19 protein-coding genes are annotated in these 19604 nt (G+C 68.9%); 7 read left to right on the top strand and 12 right to left on the bottom strand.

What is annotated here, in order from left to right:
- Positions 1–2 precede the first annotated feature (2 nt).
- Genes EV643_RS15935 through pcaC form a run of 4 tightly spaced genes read left to right on the top strand, consistent with a single transcriptional unit; the run spans position 3 to position 3487 of the window.
- Complete coding sequence (locus tag EV643_RS15935) at positions 3–1181, top strand: lyase family protein (protein WP_238165611.1); 1179 nt, start codon at positions 3–5, stop codon at positions 1179–1181.
- On the top strand, positions 1174–1941 hold the full coding sequence (locus EV643_RS15930; RefSeq protein WP_133800858.1) for an alpha/beta fold hydrolase: 768 nt from the start codon (positions 1174–1176) through the stop codon (positions 1939–1941). The genes EV643_RS15935 and EV643_RS15930 overlap by 8 nt, the downstream gene beginning before the upstream one ends.
- Positions 1938–3128, top strand: coding sequence for a 4-hydroxybenzoate 3-monooxygenase (locus EV643_RS15925; RefSeq protein ID WP_133800857.1), 1191 nt, complete (start codon positions 1938–1940; stop codon positions 3126–3128). The genes EV643_RS15930 and EV643_RS15925 overlap by 4 nt, the downstream gene beginning before the upstream one ends.
- A complete protein-coding gene (gene pcaC / locus EV643_RS15920) occupies positions 3125–3487 on the top strand; it encodes a 4-carboxymuconolactone decarboxylase (RefSeq protein WP_133800856.1) in 363 nt (120 codons plus the stop codon). The genes EV643_RS15925 and pcaC overlap by 4 nt, the downstream gene beginning before the upstream one ends.
- Position 3488: 1 nt before the next feature.
- On the opposite strand, the gene EV643_RS15915 is transcribed toward pcaC, so the two are convergent.
- A complete protein-coding gene (locus EV643_RS15915; protein WP_133800855.1) occupies positions 3489–3842 on the bottom strand; it encodes a UBP-type zinc finger domain-containing protein in 354 nt (117 codons plus the stop codon).
- A gap of 381 nt (positions 3843–4223) precedes the next feature.
- Entirely contained in the window at positions 4224–5381 is a 1158-nt protein-coding gene (locus EV643_RS15910; protein WP_133800854.1) for an RNA-guided endonuclease InsQ/TnpB family protein, read from the bottom strand.
- Positions 5382–5414: 33 nt separating this feature from the next.
- On the opposite strand from EV643_RS15910, the gene tnpA reads away from it, so the two are divergent.
- The gene (gene tnpA / locus EV643_RS15905) at positions 5415–5861 is read left to right on the top strand and encodes an IS200/IS605 family transposase (RefSeq protein ID WP_133800853.1); all 447 of its coding nucleotides are present in this window, start codon (positions 5415–5417) and stop codon (positions 5859–5861) included.
- Between the two features lie 207 nt (positions 5862–6068).
- On the opposite strand, the gene EV643_RS15900 is transcribed toward tnpA, so the two are convergent.
- The 10 genes from EV643_RS15900 to EV643_RS15855 form a co-directional block, all read right to left on the bottom strand.
- Positions 6069–7031 (bottom strand): RNA polymerase subunit sigma-70, encoded by a 963-nt coding sequence (locus EV643_RS15900; RefSeq protein ID WP_133800852.1) that lies wholly within the window; start codon positions 7029–7031, stop codon positions 6069–6071.
- Complete coding sequence (locus tag EV643_RS15895; protein ID WP_133800851.1) at positions 7028–7453, bottom strand: VOC family protein; 426 nt, start codon at positions 7451–7453, stop codon at positions 7028–7030. The genes EV643_RS15900 and EV643_RS15895 overlap by 4 nt, the downstream gene beginning before the upstream one ends.
- A 78-nt stretch (positions 7454–7531) precedes the next feature.
- Complete coding sequence (locus tag EV643_RS15890; RefSeq protein ID WP_133800850.1) at positions 7532–8353, bottom strand: hypothetical protein; 822 nt, start codon at positions 8351–8353, stop codon at positions 7532–7534.
- A 13-nt stretch (positions 8354–8366) separates the two neighbouring features.
- The gene (locus EV643_RS15885) at positions 8367–8717 is read right to left on the bottom strand and encodes an STAS domain-containing protein (RefSeq protein ID WP_133800849.1); all 351 of its coding nucleotides are present in this window, start codon (positions 8715–8717) and stop codon (positions 8367–8369) included.
- Positions 8710–9075 (bottom strand): STAS domain-containing protein, encoded by a 366-nt coding sequence (locus EV643_RS15880; protein ID WP_133800848.1) that lies wholly within the window; start codon positions 9073–9075, stop codon positions 8710–8712. Before EV643_RS15880 ends, EV643_RS15885 begins: the two co-directional genes overlap by 8 nt.
- Positions 9062–10687 (bottom strand): ATP-binding SpoIIE family protein phosphatase, encoded by a 1626-nt coding sequence (locus EV643_RS15875; RefSeq protein WP_166665455.1) that lies wholly within the window; start codon positions 10685–10687, stop codon positions 9062–9064. The genes EV643_RS15880 and EV643_RS15875 overlap by 14 nt, the downstream gene beginning before the upstream one ends.
- A 21-nt stretch (positions 10688–10708) precedes the next feature.
- Positions 10709–11914, bottom strand: a complete 1206-nt coding sequence (locus EV643_RS15870; RefSeq protein ID WP_133800846.1) for a hypothetical protein — start codon at positions 11912–11914, stop codon at positions 10709–10711.
- Positions 11911–13089 (bottom strand): hypothetical protein, encoded by a 1179-nt coding sequence (locus EV643_RS15865; protein ID WP_133800845.1) that lies wholly within the window; start codon positions 13087–13089, stop codon positions 11911–11913. Before EV643_RS15865 ends, EV643_RS15870 begins: the two co-directional genes overlap by 4 nt.
- The gene (locus EV643_RS15860; protein WP_133800844.1) at positions 13086–14288 is read right to left on the bottom strand and encodes a hypothetical protein; all 1203 of its coding nucleotides are present in this window, start codon (positions 14286–14288) and stop codon (positions 13086–13088) included. The genes EV643_RS15865 and EV643_RS15860 overlap by 4 nt, the downstream gene beginning before the upstream one ends.
- On the bottom strand, positions 14285–15496 hold the full coding sequence (locus EV643_RS15855) for a hypothetical protein (RefSeq protein WP_133800843.1): 1212 nt from the start codon (positions 15494–15496) through the stop codon (positions 14285–14287). Before EV643_RS15855 ends, EV643_RS15860 begins: the two co-directional genes overlap by 4 nt.
- A 123-nt stretch (positions 15497–15619) precedes the next feature.
- On the opposite strand from EV643_RS15855, the gene EV643_RS15850 reads away from it, so the two are divergent.
- Positions 15620–18394: an ATP-binding protein gene (locus EV643_RS15850; RefSeq protein WP_133800842.1), complete on the top strand. Its 2775-nt coding sequence runs from the start codon at positions 15620–15622 to the stop codon at positions 18392–18394.
- Positions 18395–18611: 217 nt separating this feature from the next.
- Positions 18612–19574, top strand: coding sequence for a GNAT family N-acetyltransferase (locus EV643_RS15845; RefSeq protein ID WP_133800841.1), 963 nt, complete (start codon positions 18612–18614; stop codon positions 19572–19574).
- Positions 19575–19604 lie beyond the last annotated feature (30 nt).

Below are 19604 nucleotides of genomic sequence, written 5' to 3'. Positions count from 1 at the left end.
CGGTGTCGCTGCTCGAACCCGGCCGGCATCGCGTCGCTCACCTCGCCGACGACGCGGCGCTGCTGACCGCGATGGTGCGGGTGGAGCTCGCGTGGTTGCGGGCTCTGTCCGGAGCGGGCTTGCTCAAGCCCGAGCAGGTGGCCGCGGCCGAGCAGCAACTGCCAAGCCCCGTTATAGATCCTGCTGCGGTCGAGTCGTCCGGAAACCCGGTCAAACCTCTCGTCGACGCCCTCCGTGCGGCGCTTCCCGAAGTGAGCGCACAGCTGCACCGCGGCCTCACCAGCCAGGATGTCCTCGACACCGCATTGATGCTGATGGCAAGGAACGTGCTGGACCACGTCACCGGCTCACTCACCGCGGCGGCCGCCGACCTGGCCCGCCTGGCCGACGATCATCGTGGCTCGGTCATGCCCGGACGGACGCTCACCCGGTACGCCGTACCCGTCACCTTCGGACTCACGGCGGCCCAGTGGCTCGCCGGCATACTCGATGCTCGTGACGCCGTCGCCACTGTGCGGTCTGCTCTCCCGATCCAGTGCGGTGGCGCTGCCGGAACGCTGTCCCTCGCCGGTGAGTTGGTGGCTGATCCGGTGGCGCTCGCTGAAGACTTCGCCCGGCAGCTCGACCTGAGATGGCCCGGCCTTCCGTGGCACACCCGCCGTACGCCGGTCACGCGGCTCGGCGATGCGCTCACCCAGACCGTGGACGCGCTCGGTGTGATCGCCGCGGACATCCTGATGCTCGGACGTCCCGAGATCGCCGAGGTCCGGGAACGCGCAGTCGAGGGTCGTGGCGGATCCTCGACGATGCCGCACAAGCAGAATCCGGTGCTCGCCGTCCTGATCCGCAGTGCTGCTCTCCAGGCACCGGGTCTCGGTGCGCAACTGCACTTGTGCGCCGCGCAGGCGGTCGACCAGCGTCCCGACGGCGCGTGGCATGCCGAGTGGGCGTCCTGTCGGCAGCTGCTGCTCCTGACGGCAACCGCAGCCTCCCAGACCGCCGAGCTCGTGGCCGGGCTTGAGGTCGACCCCGACACGATGACCCGACATGCAGAGTCAGCGGCAACTCATCTGCTGGCCGAGCGTGGGGAGGTTGGCGGTGGGCCGGCGTCGTACCTCGGGGCTTCCGACGCGTTCGTCGACGCTGTGCTGGTTCGCTGGCGGGGGTCTCGCGATGCTTGAGCTCACCTTCACCCGGCTCGCCGGCGGCGACAACAGCCGGCGTCTGCTCGTCGTCGGCCCGTCACTGGGAACGTCGGTCGAAGCTCTCTGGGGCGAATGCGCCCGACTGCTGGCGCCGGAGTGGGAGGTCGTCGGCTGGGATCTGCCCGGTCACGGTCGAAGCGGGCCTGCGCTCAGCCCTTTCACCATTGATGATCTCGCCGATGCTGTCCGCGGCTTTTCTGCCGACCTGGCCCGCGACCGGCCCACGGCGTACGCGGGGGTCTCGGTCGGGGGTGCGGTCGGCTTCCAGCTCACGCTCGATCCCGGGCCGTTCGCCGCCACGGTCGCGATTGCCTCCGCGCCGAAGATCGGCCAAACATCCGATTGGCTCGAGCGGGCCGAACTGGTCCGGCGGGCCGGCACTCCGGTGCTGGTGGCCGGCTCCGTACTGCGATGGTTCGCTCCCGGCTTCACCGACCGAGCCCCTAGAACGGTAGACACCTTGTTGCGTTCCCTCTCCGACACCGACAAGTTCTCCTACGCCTGGGTCTGCGAGGCACTCGCGTACTTCGACCTCCGGGACCAGCTTGTTCGTGGCCGGGTCCCCGTCGCCGTCATGGCGGGTGGACACGACCAGGTGGTCACCCCCGAGCTCGCCAGGACTGCCACCGGGACTGCCCACGTCCTGCAGAGCTGTGCGCATCTGCCACCCGCCGAGGACCCGGCAGCGACGGCCGAGCTCCTGACCACCCTCCTGAGCGCAAAGGCCGCGCTGTGACCGACCACAGGACGACCCGGACCCAGGTCGCAATCGTCGGCGGCGGTCCCGCCGGGCTGATGCTGTCCCATCTCCTGCACCTTGCGGGCGTCGAGTCCGTCGTGGTCGACCACCGCACGGTGGAGCAGATCGAGACCACCCATCGGGCCGGCATCCTCGAGGCGGGCAGCGTCCGGCTGCTCAACGACTCGGGGGCGTCCGACCGGGTACTGAAGGACGGCCACGAACACGAAGGCATCGCACTGCGCTTCGGCGGTGTGAGTCATCGCATCGACTTCCAGAAACTGGTCGGCGCATCGGTCTGGCTCTACCCGCAGACCGCGGTCTTCGCCGACTTGTACCGGACTCGATCCCGTGCCGGCGCCGACCTGCGGTATGGGATCGCCGGCACGCGGATCGACGGTGTTCTCGATCGGCCGAACGTCCGGTACGTGGCCGACGGCGCGACGTACGAGATCCAGGCGGACCTGGTGATCGGGTGCGACGGCTCCCGCAGTATCTGCCGCGAACTCGTTGCCGATCGCAATCAGTACTTCCGGGAGTATCCGTACGCCTGGTTCGGCGTACTCGTCGAAGCTCCGCCGAGTGCGCCCGAGCTGATCTACACCCGTTCACCACAAGGGTTCGCGTTGATCAGCCAGCGCACCGAGGACGTGCAGCGGATGTACTTCCAGTGCGACCCGAACGAGCAGCCGGAGGACTGGTCCGACGACCGGATCTGGGACCAACTGCACTCGCGGCTCAGTGGCGAGGACGGGTTCCAGCTCAAGGAGGGACCGGTGATCGAGCGAACCGTCCTGCCGTTCCGCAGCTTCGTACAGAGCCCGATGCGGCACGGTCGCCTCCTGCTGGCGGGAGATGCCGCCCACACCGTCCCACCGACCGGGGCGAAGGGCCTCAACCTCGCGCTGGCCGACGCCCGTGTGCTCGCCGACATCGTCGTGGATGCATTGGGGCGCCAGGACCTCGACGTACTCGACGCCTACACCCCACGCGCGCTGGACCGGGTGTGGAAGGCTCAGCACTTCTCCTACTGGATGACCACGATGCTCCACCGTGAGGCCAACGGCAGCGACTTCGACGAGCGCAGGCAACTGGGCGAACTCAGCTGGCTGGTGTCGTCCGCGGCCGGATCCGCCTACCTGGCCGAGGGCTACACCGGCTGGCCCGACGAGAGGGTGCTATGAGTTACGAAGACGGCCTGCGGGTACGCCGCGAGGTGCTCGGCGACGCCCATGTCGACCGGGCGCTCGCCGAGCGGACCGACCTGACCCGCGACTTCCAGGACTTCATCACCGAGTACGCCTGGGGTGGGATCTGGACGCGGCCAGGGCTCGACCGACGGACCCGCTCGATCGTGACCCTGACCGCGTTGGTTGCCCGAGGCCACCATGAGGAACTCGCGATGCACCTGCGCGCCGCACTGACCAACGGCGTCACCATCGAGGAGATCACCGAGGTACTCCTGCAGACCGCGGTCTACTGCGGCGTACCGGACGCGAACACGGCCTTCCGGATCGCCCGCTCGGTACTGGAAGACGACTGACTCAGCGGTTGATGTGCTGCTTCCAGTCCTCGGGGACGCGCCCCGCGGGTCCCGGTGACGGCTGGTCCTCCGGGCGGGCGAGGGGCGGCGCCAGCTCCGGACCGTCCAGGATCTCGCCGGTCTCGTAGTCGTAGAACCAGTCCTCACCGGGCTCGAAGCTCCGGATGTAGCGATGACCGGTCGACTTCGCATGTGCCGTCGCGTGCTGCGCGGGCGAGGTGTCGCAGCAGCCGACGTGCCCACACTCGGCGCAGCGACGCAGGTGCACCCACCATCCGGGCGGCTGTTCGTTGTCGCAGTCCCCGCACCCAGGCCCACTAGGCGCTACCTTCGGATCGATCCCCACACTGGACATCTTCGCTCCTCCGGGCGACTCGGTGGTCGAGCCGCCACTCCACGGGTGCCGGCCCAGTCGGTCATCCTGCACATCTTGGCATGACCGGACGACACCAGCCGAGTGGTCCTGGTCAGAGGGCCGGACCCGACCGGTCAGGAACGAGGCGCGGGTCTTCTGGGGGTCGCCTCCGGGTGCGAGCAGGGTGAGTGTCGGCCGTCTGGTGAGCGGGCCTCTTCGCCACGCTGCTGCTCGGCCTCGCCGGCTCCGTGATCGGCGGCATGATCGCCAACCCCCTCGGCACCGGCAGCATCTTCGAAGTCATCTTGACCCGGCCGTGAGGGCTGGGCTTGGAGGTAGGGCACCACTGGGTGTGGTGTGGCCTCCTCCGTCCGGACACCCCTATGGGGTGGCGGGGACGCGTGACTCACGCCCCGCTATCCACGCGGTCTCGCCGCGGGCGGCGATGTTGCGGGAGGCGTTCCGGTCGGCGTGGGCAACGACCCCGCACGCCCGGCAGACGAAGAGGGCCTGGGTGGCCCGGTTGTTCTTGTCGATGTGATGGCACTCGGCGCATTCCTGGCTGGTGTAGGCCGGGTCGACGTACTCCAGTGGGACACCGGCCCGTCGGGCCTTGTACTCGATGAAGGCGCCGAGCTGGTGGAAGGCCCAGGAGTGGAGTGTGACCCGTTGGGGCTTGCGGAGCCGTACCCTCTGCCGGATGCCGCCCAGGTCTTCCAGGGCGATACCGGACGAGGTGCGTTCAGCCTCGGTCACGATCTGTTTGGCGATGATGTGGTTGACGTTCGCGGCGTGCCGCCGTTCCTTGCGGCGGCGGTTCTTCAGCCGTCGCTTCGCGGACTTGGTGTGCTTGGCCTGGAGCTTCTTGCGCAGGTCGAGCTGCCGCGTGCGGTGCCGGTTCAGGCTGCGACCGGCGGCCCGGTAGCCGGTGGACGTGGTGGCGATGTTGACGATGCCGAGGTCCACACCGACAAACCCATCCGGGGTGTACTGCTCGGCCTCGGGGACCTCGCACACGGCGATCAGGAAGAACACGCCATCGCGCTCGAGCAGATCGGACTCGCCTTGCCGGTACTCGCGCAGCGTCTTGAGCTGGTCGGCGGAGCAGGCGAACCGCAGGTTCTTGAGCCGCCCGGCCACCGTCCAGATGCTGACGGTCTGCGCGTCGTACTGCCAGGACAGACACCGGTCGTCGTAGGGGTGTGCGGCATCTGGCCGGAAGACGATGGGCCTGGATTCGGCCCTGGTCCGGCGCTTCGATCCCGGCTTGCCGAGGTTCCCAGCGCGGATGTTCGCCGTCAGCGTGGTGTAGGCGTCGCGGACCTTCTTGATCGTCTGCTGCGCGGCCTGGGCTCCCAGCCCGGCCACCTTCAGCTCGGCATAGGTGTGCTTGCGCAGCTCATACTCCCGCGGAACACCCCGCTCGAACGCCACGCCCGACACCCAGTTCGCCCGCTCGTTGACCGTGCGCAGGGTCGCGCCGAGTACCGGCGCCTGCCCGGCATCCGGGATCAGTTTGACCTGCACGACGAGCTTCACGACGCGATCGTAACATCACTCTCTGTTACCTCGATGGGACCAAACACCGGCATTCGCAGGCGACGAACGATCGCCTCCATCCTCCACGCGCATTTGGTCTTCACACCCAAGCACCGGCACGGACCGTTCACCGACGAGATCCTGACCCGGTGCGAGGAGGTCATGCGGAACGTGTGCGCGGACCCCGACACAGAGCGGCTCGAGTTCAACGGCGGACGGGATCACGTCCACCTCCTCGGCCACTGCCCGCCGAAAGTCGGCCTGTCCAAGCTGGTCGGTTCACTCAAGGGCGTGTCCGCCCGACGGCTCCGCTTGGACTACCCCGACCACATCCACAAGTACCTGTCGGGCGAACACTTCTGGTCACCCTCCTGCGGCGGCGCCCCCCTGTCGATCATCAACGAGTACATCGAGCAGCAGAAACACCCTCATAGGCTCCGGGTCAAAGCAGACCACAGACGCGACTTCCCCAGCGCGTGAACACCCGGGGTTCCTCGCTAGACCATGCTGAACGTCCTCAGCGTCGTCGTCGCCGTCATCGCCTCCGTCATGCCGGTAGGCACCGCGGAAGGCCTGGCGGCCCGTACCAAGCGCTGACAGCCGCCTTCGTAAGCGGGCCCGCACGAGAAGTGCGGGCCTGCCAGTTTGCTCAAAGTTGCCGCGGAGGTTGCTCACAGCCGCAGTTGCTCAGAGGGTCTGCGGTAGGCCGAAGGCTGGGAAGCGCGAGTAGCCGAACGTCGTGATCTCGGCGACCTCGCCGTCGGCGATCCGGAGTACGTCGAGTTTGAACGCCCGGAACACCGTGTCCCCCGGCCGGCGCAGGTAGCTGGCCGCGGCCGGCAGCCGGTTGGCCGAGGTCGCCACCAACCGCCAGTCGCCGTCCCGGTCCGGCCCGAACGCCCGCTCCATCAACGGACGGACCGCGTCGAGCCCTTCGAAGGTCAGCTGGTCCGGCGGCATGGAGACCCGGATGTCCTCGGCCGCGATCGCGATCGCCGCCGCCGCGTCGCACCGCTCGTGCGCCTCGATGAACCGATCCAGGAGTTCCCGCTCCTCGGCACTCGGCCGCGGCGCACTCCAGTCCGTACGACGAGCCGGCAGTTGCTGCTGCATCGTCGTACGGGCTCGTTGCAAGGCACTGTTCGCCGCCGCCACGCTGGTTTCCAGCAGCGCGGCCGTGTCACCGGCCGGCCAGCCGAGCACGTCCCGGGCGATCAGCGCGGCCCGCTGCCGAGGCGGCAACGACTGCAGCGCGACCAGGAAGGCGAGTTCGATCGTCTCCCGATCAACCGCCACCGCGTCCGGCTGATCGGTCGGCGGTGCGATCTCGTCCAGCAACTGGTCCGGGTACGGCTGCAGCCACACCATCTCCCCCGGCGACGCGGCCTGCCGTCTGGCGTGCCGCCGGGACACGTCCAGGCAGACGTTGGTGGCGATCCGGTAGAGCCAAGCGCGGAAGTAGGTCCGGCCGTCGTAAGAGTCCCGGCCGCGCCAGGCCTTCAACAGCGTCTCCTGTACGGCGTCCTCCGCATCGTCGAAGGACGCCAGCATCCGGTAACAGTGCACGTGGAGCTCCCGCCGATGCCGGCCGGCCAGATCGGCGAACGCGGCCTCGTCACCCGCGAACGCCGCCTCCTCGAGCGTTCTCACAGCCGGTCGGGGTTGGTCTTATGGACCTCCTGAACCGTCCAGCCGTTGCCGTCCGGGTCCTCGAAGGACAAGAACGTCCCGTAGTCGGCCCGGTTCGGGTCCAGCCCGTTCTGCTGCCCTTCGGCGGTGAAGTGGAACGGCTCGCTCACCTCGACCCCGCGCTCGACCAGTTCCGCCCGGGCGGCCTCGATGTCGTTCACCACCAGATGGGTGCCCTGGTACGTCCCGGGCGCCGCCTTGGTCAGGCCGGTGCCGATCGTGATCGAGCAGGCCGAGCCCGGTGGGGTCAGCTGCACCACCCGGAACGAGTCGCCGGCGCGATGGTCGACGTCCTCACGAAAGCCGAGCTGCTCGGTGTAGAACTTCTTGGCCCGGTCCACATCCGACACCGGGACGATGACGAGTTCGAGCTTCCAGTCCATTTGCGGCCTCCCGCGGTTCGGGTCGGTCACAGTCTGACCGACGCTGTCGAATGGTGAAACGACAGCGCCGGCCAAAACTCATCGGTCCACCGATGACGGCCTTCCCTTGCCGGCCCGTTGCCGGTGTGCGAGGTCCCGGGCGCCGCGGACGGGGGCGTCCAGCAGGTAGATCGTGGAGCGGATCGCCGAGGAGTGCCAGACGTTGCGCCACCTCGACCATTGGCGCCTCTTGTCCACGCAGACGACCTTGGTGTCGACAGCTGCCCCCGGATGGCCGAAGTGCGCCGCCAGGTTGCCGAGTGTCCGGCCCCAGAATCGGTCCTCCTGGCCGTGGCCGCCCATCATCATGGCCAGTTCGAAGATCGGGTCGGAGGCGCGCATCAGCACCTGCGTCTGTACGACGGTCGCGCCGTCGTGCTGCGCTGCGCTGAACGTGATCCAGCCGGCGAACATGTGCCCCTGCGGCGTCATCAGCGTGAACGACTCCTCGTCGGCGTACAGCACCATCACGCCGGTCGACAGCTTGCTGCCGCCGGGCATCCGCATGTTGAGGAGAGCGACGTCACCGGGCTCGATGCCGGTGAGCGGTGCGTAGAAGTAGTTGCCCGGTGGCCAGAACTCCCCGAAGTGCTGACGCCAGGTGGCGATCAGCTCGGTCGGTGCGACCCGCTCACCCGGCAGCCGCACCTCGTAGGTCTTCTGCCACATCTTCCCGAAGCCCTGGATCGGGCTGGTGAGCTGCCGGCCGTCCACGTTGAGGTTCATGGCGCCTTCGGGCACCTGCGAGACCTTCAGCCGCGAGACCGTCTTGGCCCAGTTGGCCGCGTCACGGTTGGCCGCTGCCGCGGGCTTGTCGTCGTCGTTGCTGCCGGCGGGCTTGTCATCGCTGCCCTTGGTCATGGCGTGCGCTCCTTCATGCCGCGCCGGCCGCGGCCAGCGCATCCTGCTCGGTGTCGTGGATGCCGATCGCCTCGTCGAGGCGGGTCAGCTCGAAGATCTGGCGGTAGTGCTCGGACAGGCCGAACGCCAGCAGCCGTTGCGAACGCCGCCTGGCGCGCACCAGCAGGGTGACCAGCAGGCCGATGCCGCCGCTGTTCATGTACGACAGTCCCGCGAAGTTGAGGATCACCGCCGTGACATCGCCGGTGCTCTCGTAGGCGTTCATGAGCACCTCCTCCGAGCCTGCCGTGACGTCGCCTTGGATGTCGACCACGCCGGCCGTCCCTTTCCGGCGTACGTCGAACGTCGCTGTTGCCTCAGCCATCTCTGTCCCCTCCCGCGCCCTGTACTGCGCTGTCCTCGTCGGTGTCGATCGCCATGAAGTCGGCCAGCCGGGTGATCTCGAAGATCTCGCGGTAGTGGTCGGTGAGGCCGTACGCCCGGATCGGGATGCGGTGTAGCCGCGCGCTGGCGAGCAGGCCGACCACGAGGGCGATGCCGGTCGAGTTGATGTAGCCGCTGTTCTCGAAGCTGAGCACCACGGCATCGGGCCGCACGGACGTCGCGGCGGTCCAGGCTTCGTCCAGTGCGGACTCGGCAGCGGCGTTGAGATCACCGACCAGTTCGATGACCGCTACGCCGTCCCGCCGGCGTACGTGGGCGAGCGCTTCACGTGTCGTCATCGTCGTCTCCTTCCTTCAGCTTCGGTTCGAGGTGCATGACGAGCTCGACGGTGTGGCGTTCCCCGTCGCCGGACTCGCGCGCCTCGTCGACCATGTTCTTGATCAGGAACAGTCCCCAGCCGCGCGGCCGTTGGAGGCCTGCGAGCTTCGCCTCCAGGTCCGGCACCTCGACCTGGTCGGGGGCCGACCGGGCACCACCGAGGTCGGCGACCTCGACGCGGATCCTGCCGGGCTCGGCGTACACACGGACCGTGACCGGGCGGTCGGCGCGGTAGGAGTTGCCGTGCTCCATCGCGTTCATCGTGGCCTCGGCGACCGCGGTCTCCAGGCGGCGGAGCCGGGCGGGTGCGAGGCCGAGCGGAGCCACCGTGGCGGCGACTCGTTCGAGAGCCATCCGCTCGTTGCCCTGGACACTCGGCACCTCGAACTCGGCGAGCAGCTTCCCGATGACCTTGCCGTTGGGGCTGTCGCCGTGAGCCGGCTCCCGTTGCAGCACGACCATGGTGATGTCGTCCTCCTGCTCGGCATCAGGTCCGGTATGGACATGCAGGTCCGCAAGCACGAGGTCGATGAGCTCGCCACCGCCCGGGTACCGCGCCACCGCCTCCTTGAGGCGCGGGAAGCCGAACATCTGTCCCTGTGGATCGTGCGCCTCGACGATGCCGTCGGAGTGCAGCAGCAACGAGTCGCCGGGCGCAAGCATCGTCTCTCGCTCCTCGTACTTCATCCCGGTCATCAGACCCAGCGGCATGCCGCGGGCGCGCAGCTCGACCGAGCCCAGGGCTGTCTTGACGTACGGCAGGTCGTGCCCGGCATTGGCGAACCGGAAGTGGCCGGTGGCCGGGTCGAGAACGCCGTACAGGCAGGTGACGAACATCTTTGCGGGCATGTCCGGGCAGAGGTGCTCGTTCACCCGCTCGAGCACCTCGCCGGGGTCGACCAGTCGCTGGGCGGAGGCACGCAGCACGCTGCGGGTGGCGGCCATCACCAGCGCTGCCGGTACGCCCTTGTCGGTGACATCGCCGATGACGAAGCCGACCTGGCCGCCGGCCAGAGCGATCACGTCATAGAAGTCGCCGCCCACCTCGCGCGCAGGCTGGTAGCAGGCCGCGACCTGCCAGCCGGACAGCTCAGGAAGTTGTTTGGGCAGGAAGTTCTGCTGGATCAGCCGGGCGACCTCGAGCTCTTGTTCGAAGCGCTGGCGGGTGCGGGCCTCGGCCTGTTGCTGGCGGACCAACTGGCCGACCCGCAGGGCCGGCGCAGCCTGCGCGGCGAGGTTGTCGAGCAGTTTGCGGTCGTCGCTGGAGTACTCCTGCTCGGACCGGCGCGGCCCGAGGTTCAGCACGCCGATCAGCTCGCCCTGGCTCACCAGCGGCACGGCGAGCTTGACGCCCGCGGCCTTGAGCTCTGCCAGGGCCGGCGAGTCGAGCTCCAGCGCCTCCACGTCCACCGCGCCGCTCGCGCTCTGCAGGTACGCCAGGAGCGGATCGTTGGGTGCGATGTCGACCGGCGACGCCTCGTCGCCCTGAGCCGGTTGCGCGCGGTGCTCGGGCATCGGGTTACCGGCCCCGGCGGCGGTTCGCCTGCGGAGGCGGCGGAAAGTGCTGCTCAATGCGACCATCACAAGCCCTTTCTACTGATGCGTCGTCCGGGAATCGTTACGGTCGTCGGTTCGCAGCCACAGCGACACATGGGTCGGCTGCATGGTGTCGTGAACGACGTTGCGCAGATCGGCGGCCAGCGCCTGCAAGTCGAGCTCGTGGCGCAGCCGTACGCCGAACGCAGCCAGCGTCCGCGCCGCGTCGTACCGGCGTCGGAAGAAGCGCCGGTCGACCCCCGCCTGGATCCGCGACCGCACGGGGCGGAACAGTCCCGCCACTGCCAGCGTCGACACCGCCACAGCCAGACCCGAGCCCTGTGTCACCGGCCGCAACACCAATTGCAGCAGCAGGACACTCCCGAGGTATGCCGTACCCAGCGTCACCGTCAGGGCGCCGTACACCAACGTTCTGTTGATCACCACGTCGATGTCGTAGAGGCGGTATCGCAGGATCGCCAGCCCGGCGGCGACCGGCAGCCCTGCCACAGCCAGCAGCCCGGCAAGGAAGGCGGCGTCCGCCGCCGACCCGGCAGGGATTGCGCTGCCGCCGCCGAGCCCCACGCCGGCGATCAAGGCGGCGTAGGTGAACCATTTGAGCTGTTGGCGTTCGACGCCTCGCGATCGTCGCAGGCGTACGACCAAGGCGGCCGCGGCGGTCACCAGCACCGGAAGAGCGAGCAGGTCGGTGATGTCCAACAGCCAGCGGACGAGCTCGGCTCCCTCGCCCGCAGGCGTGACCGGGTTGTCGTAGCCGGTGTCGATCTCGTCCGGTGCGAGTGCCACGGCGACCGTCGCCAGGGTGATGCAGACAGCGACGAACCAACCGGCCCAACGCCATCGTCGCGACGGCAGCCGGCCGGTGGGGAAGAGCAAGAACAGGAAGGTGGTGAGCCCGAAGATCACCGGAACGCCGGCCCAACTGCCGACCCATGCTGCCCACTGGGCGCCCGGCAGCGGACCGGCCTCCCTGACCCGGCTCAGCTCGGCATAGGCCTCCGGCGCGAACAGCCACCCGACCCCGGCACCGAGTGCGAGCAGGATCCAGCCCACGGCGTTGTGCGGAATACGGCTCGCGACAACCGCCCCCGTGCTGGCCGAGGCGAGGCCGAGGAGTCCGAAGGCGATCGCCCACGCCAGGTCCGCCGGACCGCTCCAGGTCGTGACCGTGAGCCCAACGGTGCCCAGCAGTACGAGCAGGATCGTCGGGGCCCACACCAACCAAGGCAGCCGGCGTCTCATCGCCGACTCCGCAGCCACAGCGTCACCTGGGTCGGCTGCATCGTGTCACGCACCACGACTTGCAGGTCGTTGCCCAGTGCATCGAGATCCAGTTGCTCACGCAACCGTACCCCGAACGCCTCGAGGGTCCGCGCCGCGTCGTACCGGCGCCGGAAGAAGCGTCGGTCGACCCCCGCCTGGATCCGCGAGCGCACCGGGCGGAACAGGGCCGCGACCGCCAGAGTCGACACCGCCACGGCCGGTCCCGAGCCCTGCGTCACCGGACGCAACAGCAGTTGGAGCAGCAGCACACTGCCCAGATATCCGGCGGCCAGCGTCACGGTCAGGGCGCCGTACACGATCGTGCGGTTGATCACCACGTCGACGTCGTACAGGCGATGGCGCAGGATGCCGATACCTGTCGCGACGGGCAGACCGAGAACGCTGAGCAGGATCGCGGCGTTGGCCACTGCGGGAGTGAGAAGCTCGTAGCCGGCTGTGCCGATCGCGATCGTCGCGGCAGCCAGGGCGCCGGCCCAGACCAGCCATTTGATCTGCTGGCGCTGCTCGTAGCCGGCTCTGCGGAACCGCAGGATCAGCGACAGCGACGAGGCGACGAGGACGCCCAGTACCGTCAGCGCGGTCACACCCTCGCTGATCGTTCGTACCACGCTGTCGACCGCGTACGGGTTCGTCAGGGTGGGGAAATCCTCGAGCGCACCCGGCCTCGTGGCGCTGGCAACGAAGAGTCCGGCGATACCAAGCACGCCACACCACGCCACCGGTCGCCATCGTCCGGAGAGCAGCCGGCCGTCCGGGAACAGCAAGGGCAGGTACGTCGCCGGCACCAGGATTGCCGGAATCCACGAGACGGTGGCGTACGACGCCGCAGCCTCCGCCAAGGAGCCGGCCGAACCTGCCCCGGCCTGCCGGTAGTCCGCGTAGCTCCTGGCCAAGGATCCGAGGCCGTTGACCACCGCGGACGCGCAGAAGATCCAGCCGATCGGATTCCGCGGATGCCGTCGCGCGATCAGGATCCCGACGGTGCAGAACACCAGCACCATCACAACAGTCAGGTCTCCCCAGCCCAACCCGATCGTCCCGGCGGCGGCAGTCAGACCGATGGCGATCGCGGTCAGCGCCACGGCCACGCCACCGAGACTCCAGGCCAGGAGCGCTGCGGTACGGGCGCTCATCGGTCGGCCCTCCGCAGCCAGAGGGACACGTGAGCCGGTTGCATGGTGTCGCGCACCACGACTTGCAGATCGTTGCCCAGCGCATCGACATCCAGCTGGTCTCGCAGCCGGGATCCGAAGGCCTGCAGGGTCCGCGCGGCGTCGTACTTGTGCCGGAAGAACCGCCGATCCACCACCAGCTGGATCCGGCGCCGCGCCGGACGGAACAAGCCCGCCACCGCCAGGGTCGACACCGCCACGGCCAGACCCGACCCCTGCGTCAACGGGTTCAGCACCACTTGGAGGAGCAGCACGCTCCCGAGGTACGACGCACCGAGTGTCAGGGTCAGGGCGCCGTACACGAGGGTCCGGTTGATGACGACGGCGATGTCGTACAGCTGATGACGCAGGATCGCGATGCCGATGGCCGACGGCAGGCCGACCAGGATCAGGACGACGAGTGACCACCAGGCGATCAGGGCGAGTGCGTTCAGCCATGGAGCGTCCTGATCGCCGGCGAGCACGCTGACCCACACGAGGACGACGAACGGGACGAGCGCCAGCATGCAGACATAGGCGAACCAAGTGACCTGCTGACGCTCGCGCCCGCGCGATCGCCGCAGTCGCAGGACAAGACAGAGCCCACCGAGAACGAGTGCGGCGCCGGCGAGCACCTCGCCCGCCCCGGACACCCAGGGAAGCGCACGGCCGACCGGTCCTTCGACGCCGAGCGGGTTGCGGATCGGGCGGTCGGCGCTGATATCGAGAACGCCCGGGGCGAAGGCGGTGCCGACGACGTTGGCCGCGACAGCGCCCACCCCGAGCCAGACGACTGTCCGCCACCGGCGCGACAGCAGCCGGCCCGCCGGGAACACCAGGGTGAGGAACAGCGCGGGGAGATAGAGCCATACGAAGAGCAACCAACTGCTGAACCACCCCGCGAACGCCGCGCCGGGCAACGACGCCCGGCTGACGTAGACGGTCATGAACGTGTCCAGGCCCAGGGCGACAGCGGCAACGAGAAGCAGCCATCCCACCGCGTTCGTGGGGTGCCGTGACGCCACCAGCGCACCGACGAGTGCGAAGCCGATCCCGATCGCGACCAGCGCGTCGGACGCGTTGCCGTGGCGAACCGCCACGAGCACAGGCGTTGCCGCGGCCAGCCCGACGAAGAGCCCGAACAGGCTCCAGGCGAGCCACTTGGCGACCCGGGCGCTCATCGGTCGCCGCTCCGCAGCCACAGCGACACGTGGACCGGCTGCATGGTGTCCCGCGCCACGGCCTGCAGATCAGTGCCGAGGGCATCGAGATCCAACTGCTCTCGCAACCGTGCACCGAACGCCTCCAGGGTCCTGGTCGCGTCGTACCGGCGCCGGAAGAATCGCCGGTCGACCATTGCCTGGATCCGTGACCGCGCCGGGCGGAACAGCCCCGCCACCACGAGCGTCGACACCGCCACCGCCAGGCCCGATCCCCGCGTCACCGGACTCAACACCAGCTGCAGCAACAAGACACTGCCGATGTACGCCGCACCCAGTGTCACGGACAGAGCGCCGTACACCAGTGTCCGGTTGACGACGACGTCCACGTCGTACAGGCGATAACGAAGGATCGCAATACCGACGGCCAGGGGGATGGCCAGCACCAAACCCGCGAGAGCCAGTTCGGATACCGGGATGCCGCCGACGTGAAGGTTGGTGAAGGACAGCGCCGTCGTGACGGGAAATGACCCGATCAGCAGGGCTCCGAGGTAGAACATCCAGGAGATCTGCTGTCGTTCCACCCCGCGCGATCGCCGGAAGCGCACCGCCAGTGCCACCAGCCCGAAGACGAGCCCGACGGCCAGGGCGGGTGCGGCGAGACCGCCGACCACCGACAGGATGGGGACGGATACCGGGAACGGGTTCGAGACCGTCGGGAAGTAGTGCAGCTCCCCCGGTGCGAGGAATGTCCCGGCAACGTAGGCCGCTACGTCGATCGCCACCGCCCACACGAGCCACCGCCACCTTCGCGACGGCACGTGCCCGGTCGGGAAGAGCACGAACACCAGGAGCGAGGTAGCCGCGACAGCGGGCCAGATCACCGCCTGGGCGACGATGCCGGCCCAGGCGCCGCCAGGGACCGTACCCGGCGCCCGGAGCAGGGCGTAGGCGCCGTACTCGAGCAGGGCCTGCCCGAGGCTGTTGCCCAGCCCGGTGGCGAGGAACAGCCAGCCGATCGCGTTGCCCGGTTGCCGTAGCGTTATCGCCACGCCGACCGTCGGAAAGCCCAGGATCGCCACGTCGATGACGGCATCCAAGGAGCCGTAAGACCCGTCCGGCCTGGCATCCCCGTTGATGACGAAGAGTACGAGCGCAACTGCGGTGAGCGCGACACACAGCCCCCACACAGGCCAGGCCAGGCGGGCAGCACCCACTCGAACCCCCATGGACTCCCCTCCCCCTTCACGCACGATCCACCTGTGGAGACATGTTCGCGCTCCACCGTGCAAGAATCGTTACGGTTTCGGTGCGCTGTCCGCCGCGCAGCCGGCACGCGGGGTGGGGGTGCGGTGATCGAGGTCAGCCTGTTGGGTCCGCCTCGGGTCGAGCGGGCGGGAACGCTTGTCGGGTTCGACACCCGGAAGGCGGTGGCGCTGCTCGCCCATCTGGCGCTGGCCGACCGGCCGCGCCCACGGGACGCCCTGGCTGATCTGCTGTGGCCGGACAACGACATCGAGCACGCCCGCGGTGCGCTACGGCGGACCCTGTCCACGCTGCGCGCCGCGATCGGGCCCGAGTCCCTGGAGACCACCCGCGATCACGTCCGCCTGATCAAAAGCCCGGGCCTGTACGTCGATGTCGACCGCTTCCGGGACCTGGTGACCGAAGGCGACCTGGACACGGCGGTCGGTCTGTTCCGCGGCGATTTCCTGGAGGGCTTCGGTCTGCGGGACGCCCCCGACTTCGAGGATTGGGCACGTAACCAGGCCGACACGCTCCGCCGCGAGCTGACGGGCGCCCTTGCACGACTGGCGGCCGGCTTGGAAGAGGCCGGCAACCATCCGGCCGCGCTTGTTCACGTACGCCGCTGGCTGTCGCTCGATCCCCTGCACGAGCCGGCGCATAGCGCGCTCATCCGGTTGTACGCGCTCACCGGGGATCGGGCCGCGGCACTGGTCCAGTACCGCCAGTGCGTCCGCACGCTCTCACGCGAGCTGGGGGTTTCGCCGCTCCCCGAGACCACCAAGCTCTACGAGGCCGTCAACACGGGCACACTGGTCGCGGCCGGGTCGCTGCCTACCGCGGAGACCGCGGAGACTGCGGAGCAGGAGACCGAGCCGCCCCAGACACCGTTCGTCGGACGGTACGACGACATCCGTGCCGTCCGGGCGGTCTACGACGCGATCGATCACGACGGCCGGCTGGTCGTGGTCGAGGGCGAGGCCGGCATCGGCAAGACCCGCCTGGTCGAGGAGCTGCTCCTCGACCTACACAAGAACGGCGCCGCCGTACTGGCCGGCCGGGCGTACGAGGACGAGGCAGCGCTGGCGTACGCGCCACTGGTCGATGCGCTGCGGGCCCGGCTGCGCGAGAACGCCCGCTGGGTCGACGACGTACCGGCGCAGACGATCGCCGAGGTGTCCCGGCTCCTGCCAGAGATCGCGGACGCCCGCTCCGAACCCCGGGCCGAAGGCCCGGGCGCCGAAGCCAGGTTCCTGGCCGCCGTGTGGGACACCCTCGCGGCGGCGGTGTCCGGGCCGGTCCCCGGCGTGATCCACATCGACAACGCGCACTGGCTGGACGAGGCGTCCTTGGTACTGCTCAGGTACGGCCTCCGCCGGCTCGCGGGCCGGACTCTGCTGATCACGCTCACCTGGCGAACCCCCGCCGAGCACCCGGTCGGCAGTGTTGTCGCGGAGGTCGCGCGAGGCGGTGGCGCCGTACGCCGGCTCGGACGGCTGGACGTGGACGCGATAGCTGAGCTGCTCGCCACCACGCGACCCTCGATGGACCACGAGCTGTCGCGCAGGTTGTATGACGAGACGGAGGGCGTGCCGCTGCTGGTCGTCGAATACCTCAACGCCCTCACAACAGGTGCCGATGAGAACTGGCCGGTGCCGACCGGCGTCAACGACCTCCTGCGCGCACGCCTCGACAGGGTGAGCGACCCCGGCAGCCAAGTACTGGCCGCCGCGGCAGTCCTCGGGCGATCGTTCGACGTCGACACGGTCCGTGCGGTCAGCGGGCGCACTGACGAGGAGACCGTCGCGTCGCTGGAGGAACTGGTACGCCGCGGGCTGATCCGCGAAGGGGCCCTCGACTACGACTTCGTCCACGACCAACTGCGAAGGCTCGTATCCGACGACACCAGCCTCGCCCGGCGCCGACTGTTGCACGCCCGGGCGGCCCGCGCCGTCCACGGCCCGGCAGCAGTCGTTGCCCACCACCTCCAACTCGCCGGCCATGACGAGGAAGCCGCCCAGGCCTACGCTGCCGCCGCCGAGCAAGCCCGCAAGGTTTACGCCAACGCTGAGGCCCTCGAACACCTGCACGCGGCGCTGGCGCTCGGGCACGACAAGCCGTCCACCCTGCACGCCTCGATCGGAGACCTCGAGACGCTTGCCGGGGACTACGCCGCCGCGGTGAGCAGCTACGAGCTCGCGGCCGCCGACGCACCCACGGCCGACCTGCCGGGGATCGAACACCGGCTGGGGCGTCTGCGTCACCGGCGCGGGGAGTGGGCACTCGCGGAGGCACACTTCCGCGCCGCACTGGAAACCCTGCCTCCCGACCAGCCCACCGAGCACGCCCGCGTCACTGCCGACCTGAGCCTCACCCGCCACGACGCCGGTGACGCGGCAGGTGCAACGGAACTCGCCCGCCAGGCACTCATGTTCGCCACCGAGTCAGGCGACAGGCGAGCCCTTGGCCAGGCACACAACATGCTCGGGATGCTCGCGACCGCCGACGGCCGCATCGACGACGCCTTCCAGCATCTGCGGGCCGGCCGCGACCTCGCTGAGCAGATCGGCGATCTGCCCGGCCGGGTGGCGGCCCTGAACAACCTCGCCCTCGCCCATCGCGCCCACGGGGAACTGGAGCCCGCGCTCGAACTCGCCACCACCGCTCTCGCCCTCTGTACCGAGGAGGGCGACCGCCACCGCGAGGCCGCGCTGCACAACAACCTCGCCGACCTGCACCACGCCCTGGGCCACCCCGACGAGACGATGCGGCACCTGAAGTCGGCCGTGGCGATCTTCGCCGAGGTGGGCGCCCCGCACGGCACGGACATCGGCAGCGGTGACGAACCCCGTCCGGAGGTGTGGAAGCTCGTCCGCTGGTAAGCGCCCGGACTCGCGTCGTTCGTTGCCAGCCGCAACCACTTCAGCCTGCCGATGAGGCTTGGTCCTGCGAGGCCCGCGGCTGGAGCCCGCCGTTGACATCGGCCGTCCTCCGGACGATGGAGTGCAGCCTAGGGTGCCGACCAGGCCCACGTCGACGGTCACGCAGCCGTTGGGGTCAAGCACTGGACTATTCGGCAGGGTGCGACCACTGTGAGGTGTGAATACCACCGCTGTACTGCCGCACGGCTACACCGTCCGTCCACCTGAGCCAACTGACGCCGAGGCACTGTTCGATATGCTCGCGGCCTACAACACGGCGTTGATCGGGATCGCAGACGGCACGGTGGACGACGTTGCCGACCGCATCGTCGAGCCCGGCTTCGACCGCCGCTCCGACGGTTTCCTCGTGCTCGCCGGGGACGGCCTGCCGGTCGGATACGGGACAGCGTTCGGCAGAGGCGACCGTCAGGTCGTCGGAATCCAGGTGTGGTCGCAGAAGCCCACGGTGGCCGACTGGCTGTTCGAGCAGACATTGCAACGCGCCCGGGAGATGGGACGTGAGCGCGGCCATGCCGAGATCACCGTCGACTCCGACGTGTACCGCGCCGACGAATCATTACGCGCACTGTTGGCCGATCATGATTTCACCGCGAGTACGACGTACCAGCGGATGCGGATCGATCACACCGGCCCGGTCGCCACCCCGGAGGAGCCGGCAGACGTCGTAGTCCGACGCGGGGCCTTCGATGATGCCACCCGCTGGACTGCTCACGAGATCATCATCGACAGCTTCCGCGGCCAGCTCGGCTTCGTCGCCCGCCCACACGAGGAGTGGATCGAGTACCTCGAGGCCACTGCCAGCTTCGACTGGTCCCAGATCACCCTGCTCGAGATCGACGGGCGCGCGGTCGCGATTCGCATCTGCAACAACGAGTTCGTCGAGACAGAGAACTGCGGCTCGATCGGCATGCTCGCCGTACTCGACGAGTTCCGCGGGCGTGGTCTTGCGAAATTCCTGCTGCGCGAAGCCTTCGCCCGCGACGCCGCTGATGGGCGGGCAGGCACCATCCTCAACGTCGACACCGACAACTCAGCCCCAGCCCTTGGCCTCTATCTGTCGGTCGGCATGAACCCCACCCTCGTCTCTGACGGCTGGTGCCGCATCCTCCCGGTCAACTGAAACGACAGCGGCGGCCAAACTCATCGGGCA

Origin of the sequence: Kribbella caucasensis (assembly GCF_004361855.1) — a bacterium.
Taxonomy (GTDB): domain Bacteria; phylum Actinomycetota; class Actinomycetes; order Propionibacteriales; family Kribbellaceae; genus Kribbella; species Kribbella caucasensis.
This window is presented reverse-complemented; position numbering and strand designations above follow the sequence as displayed.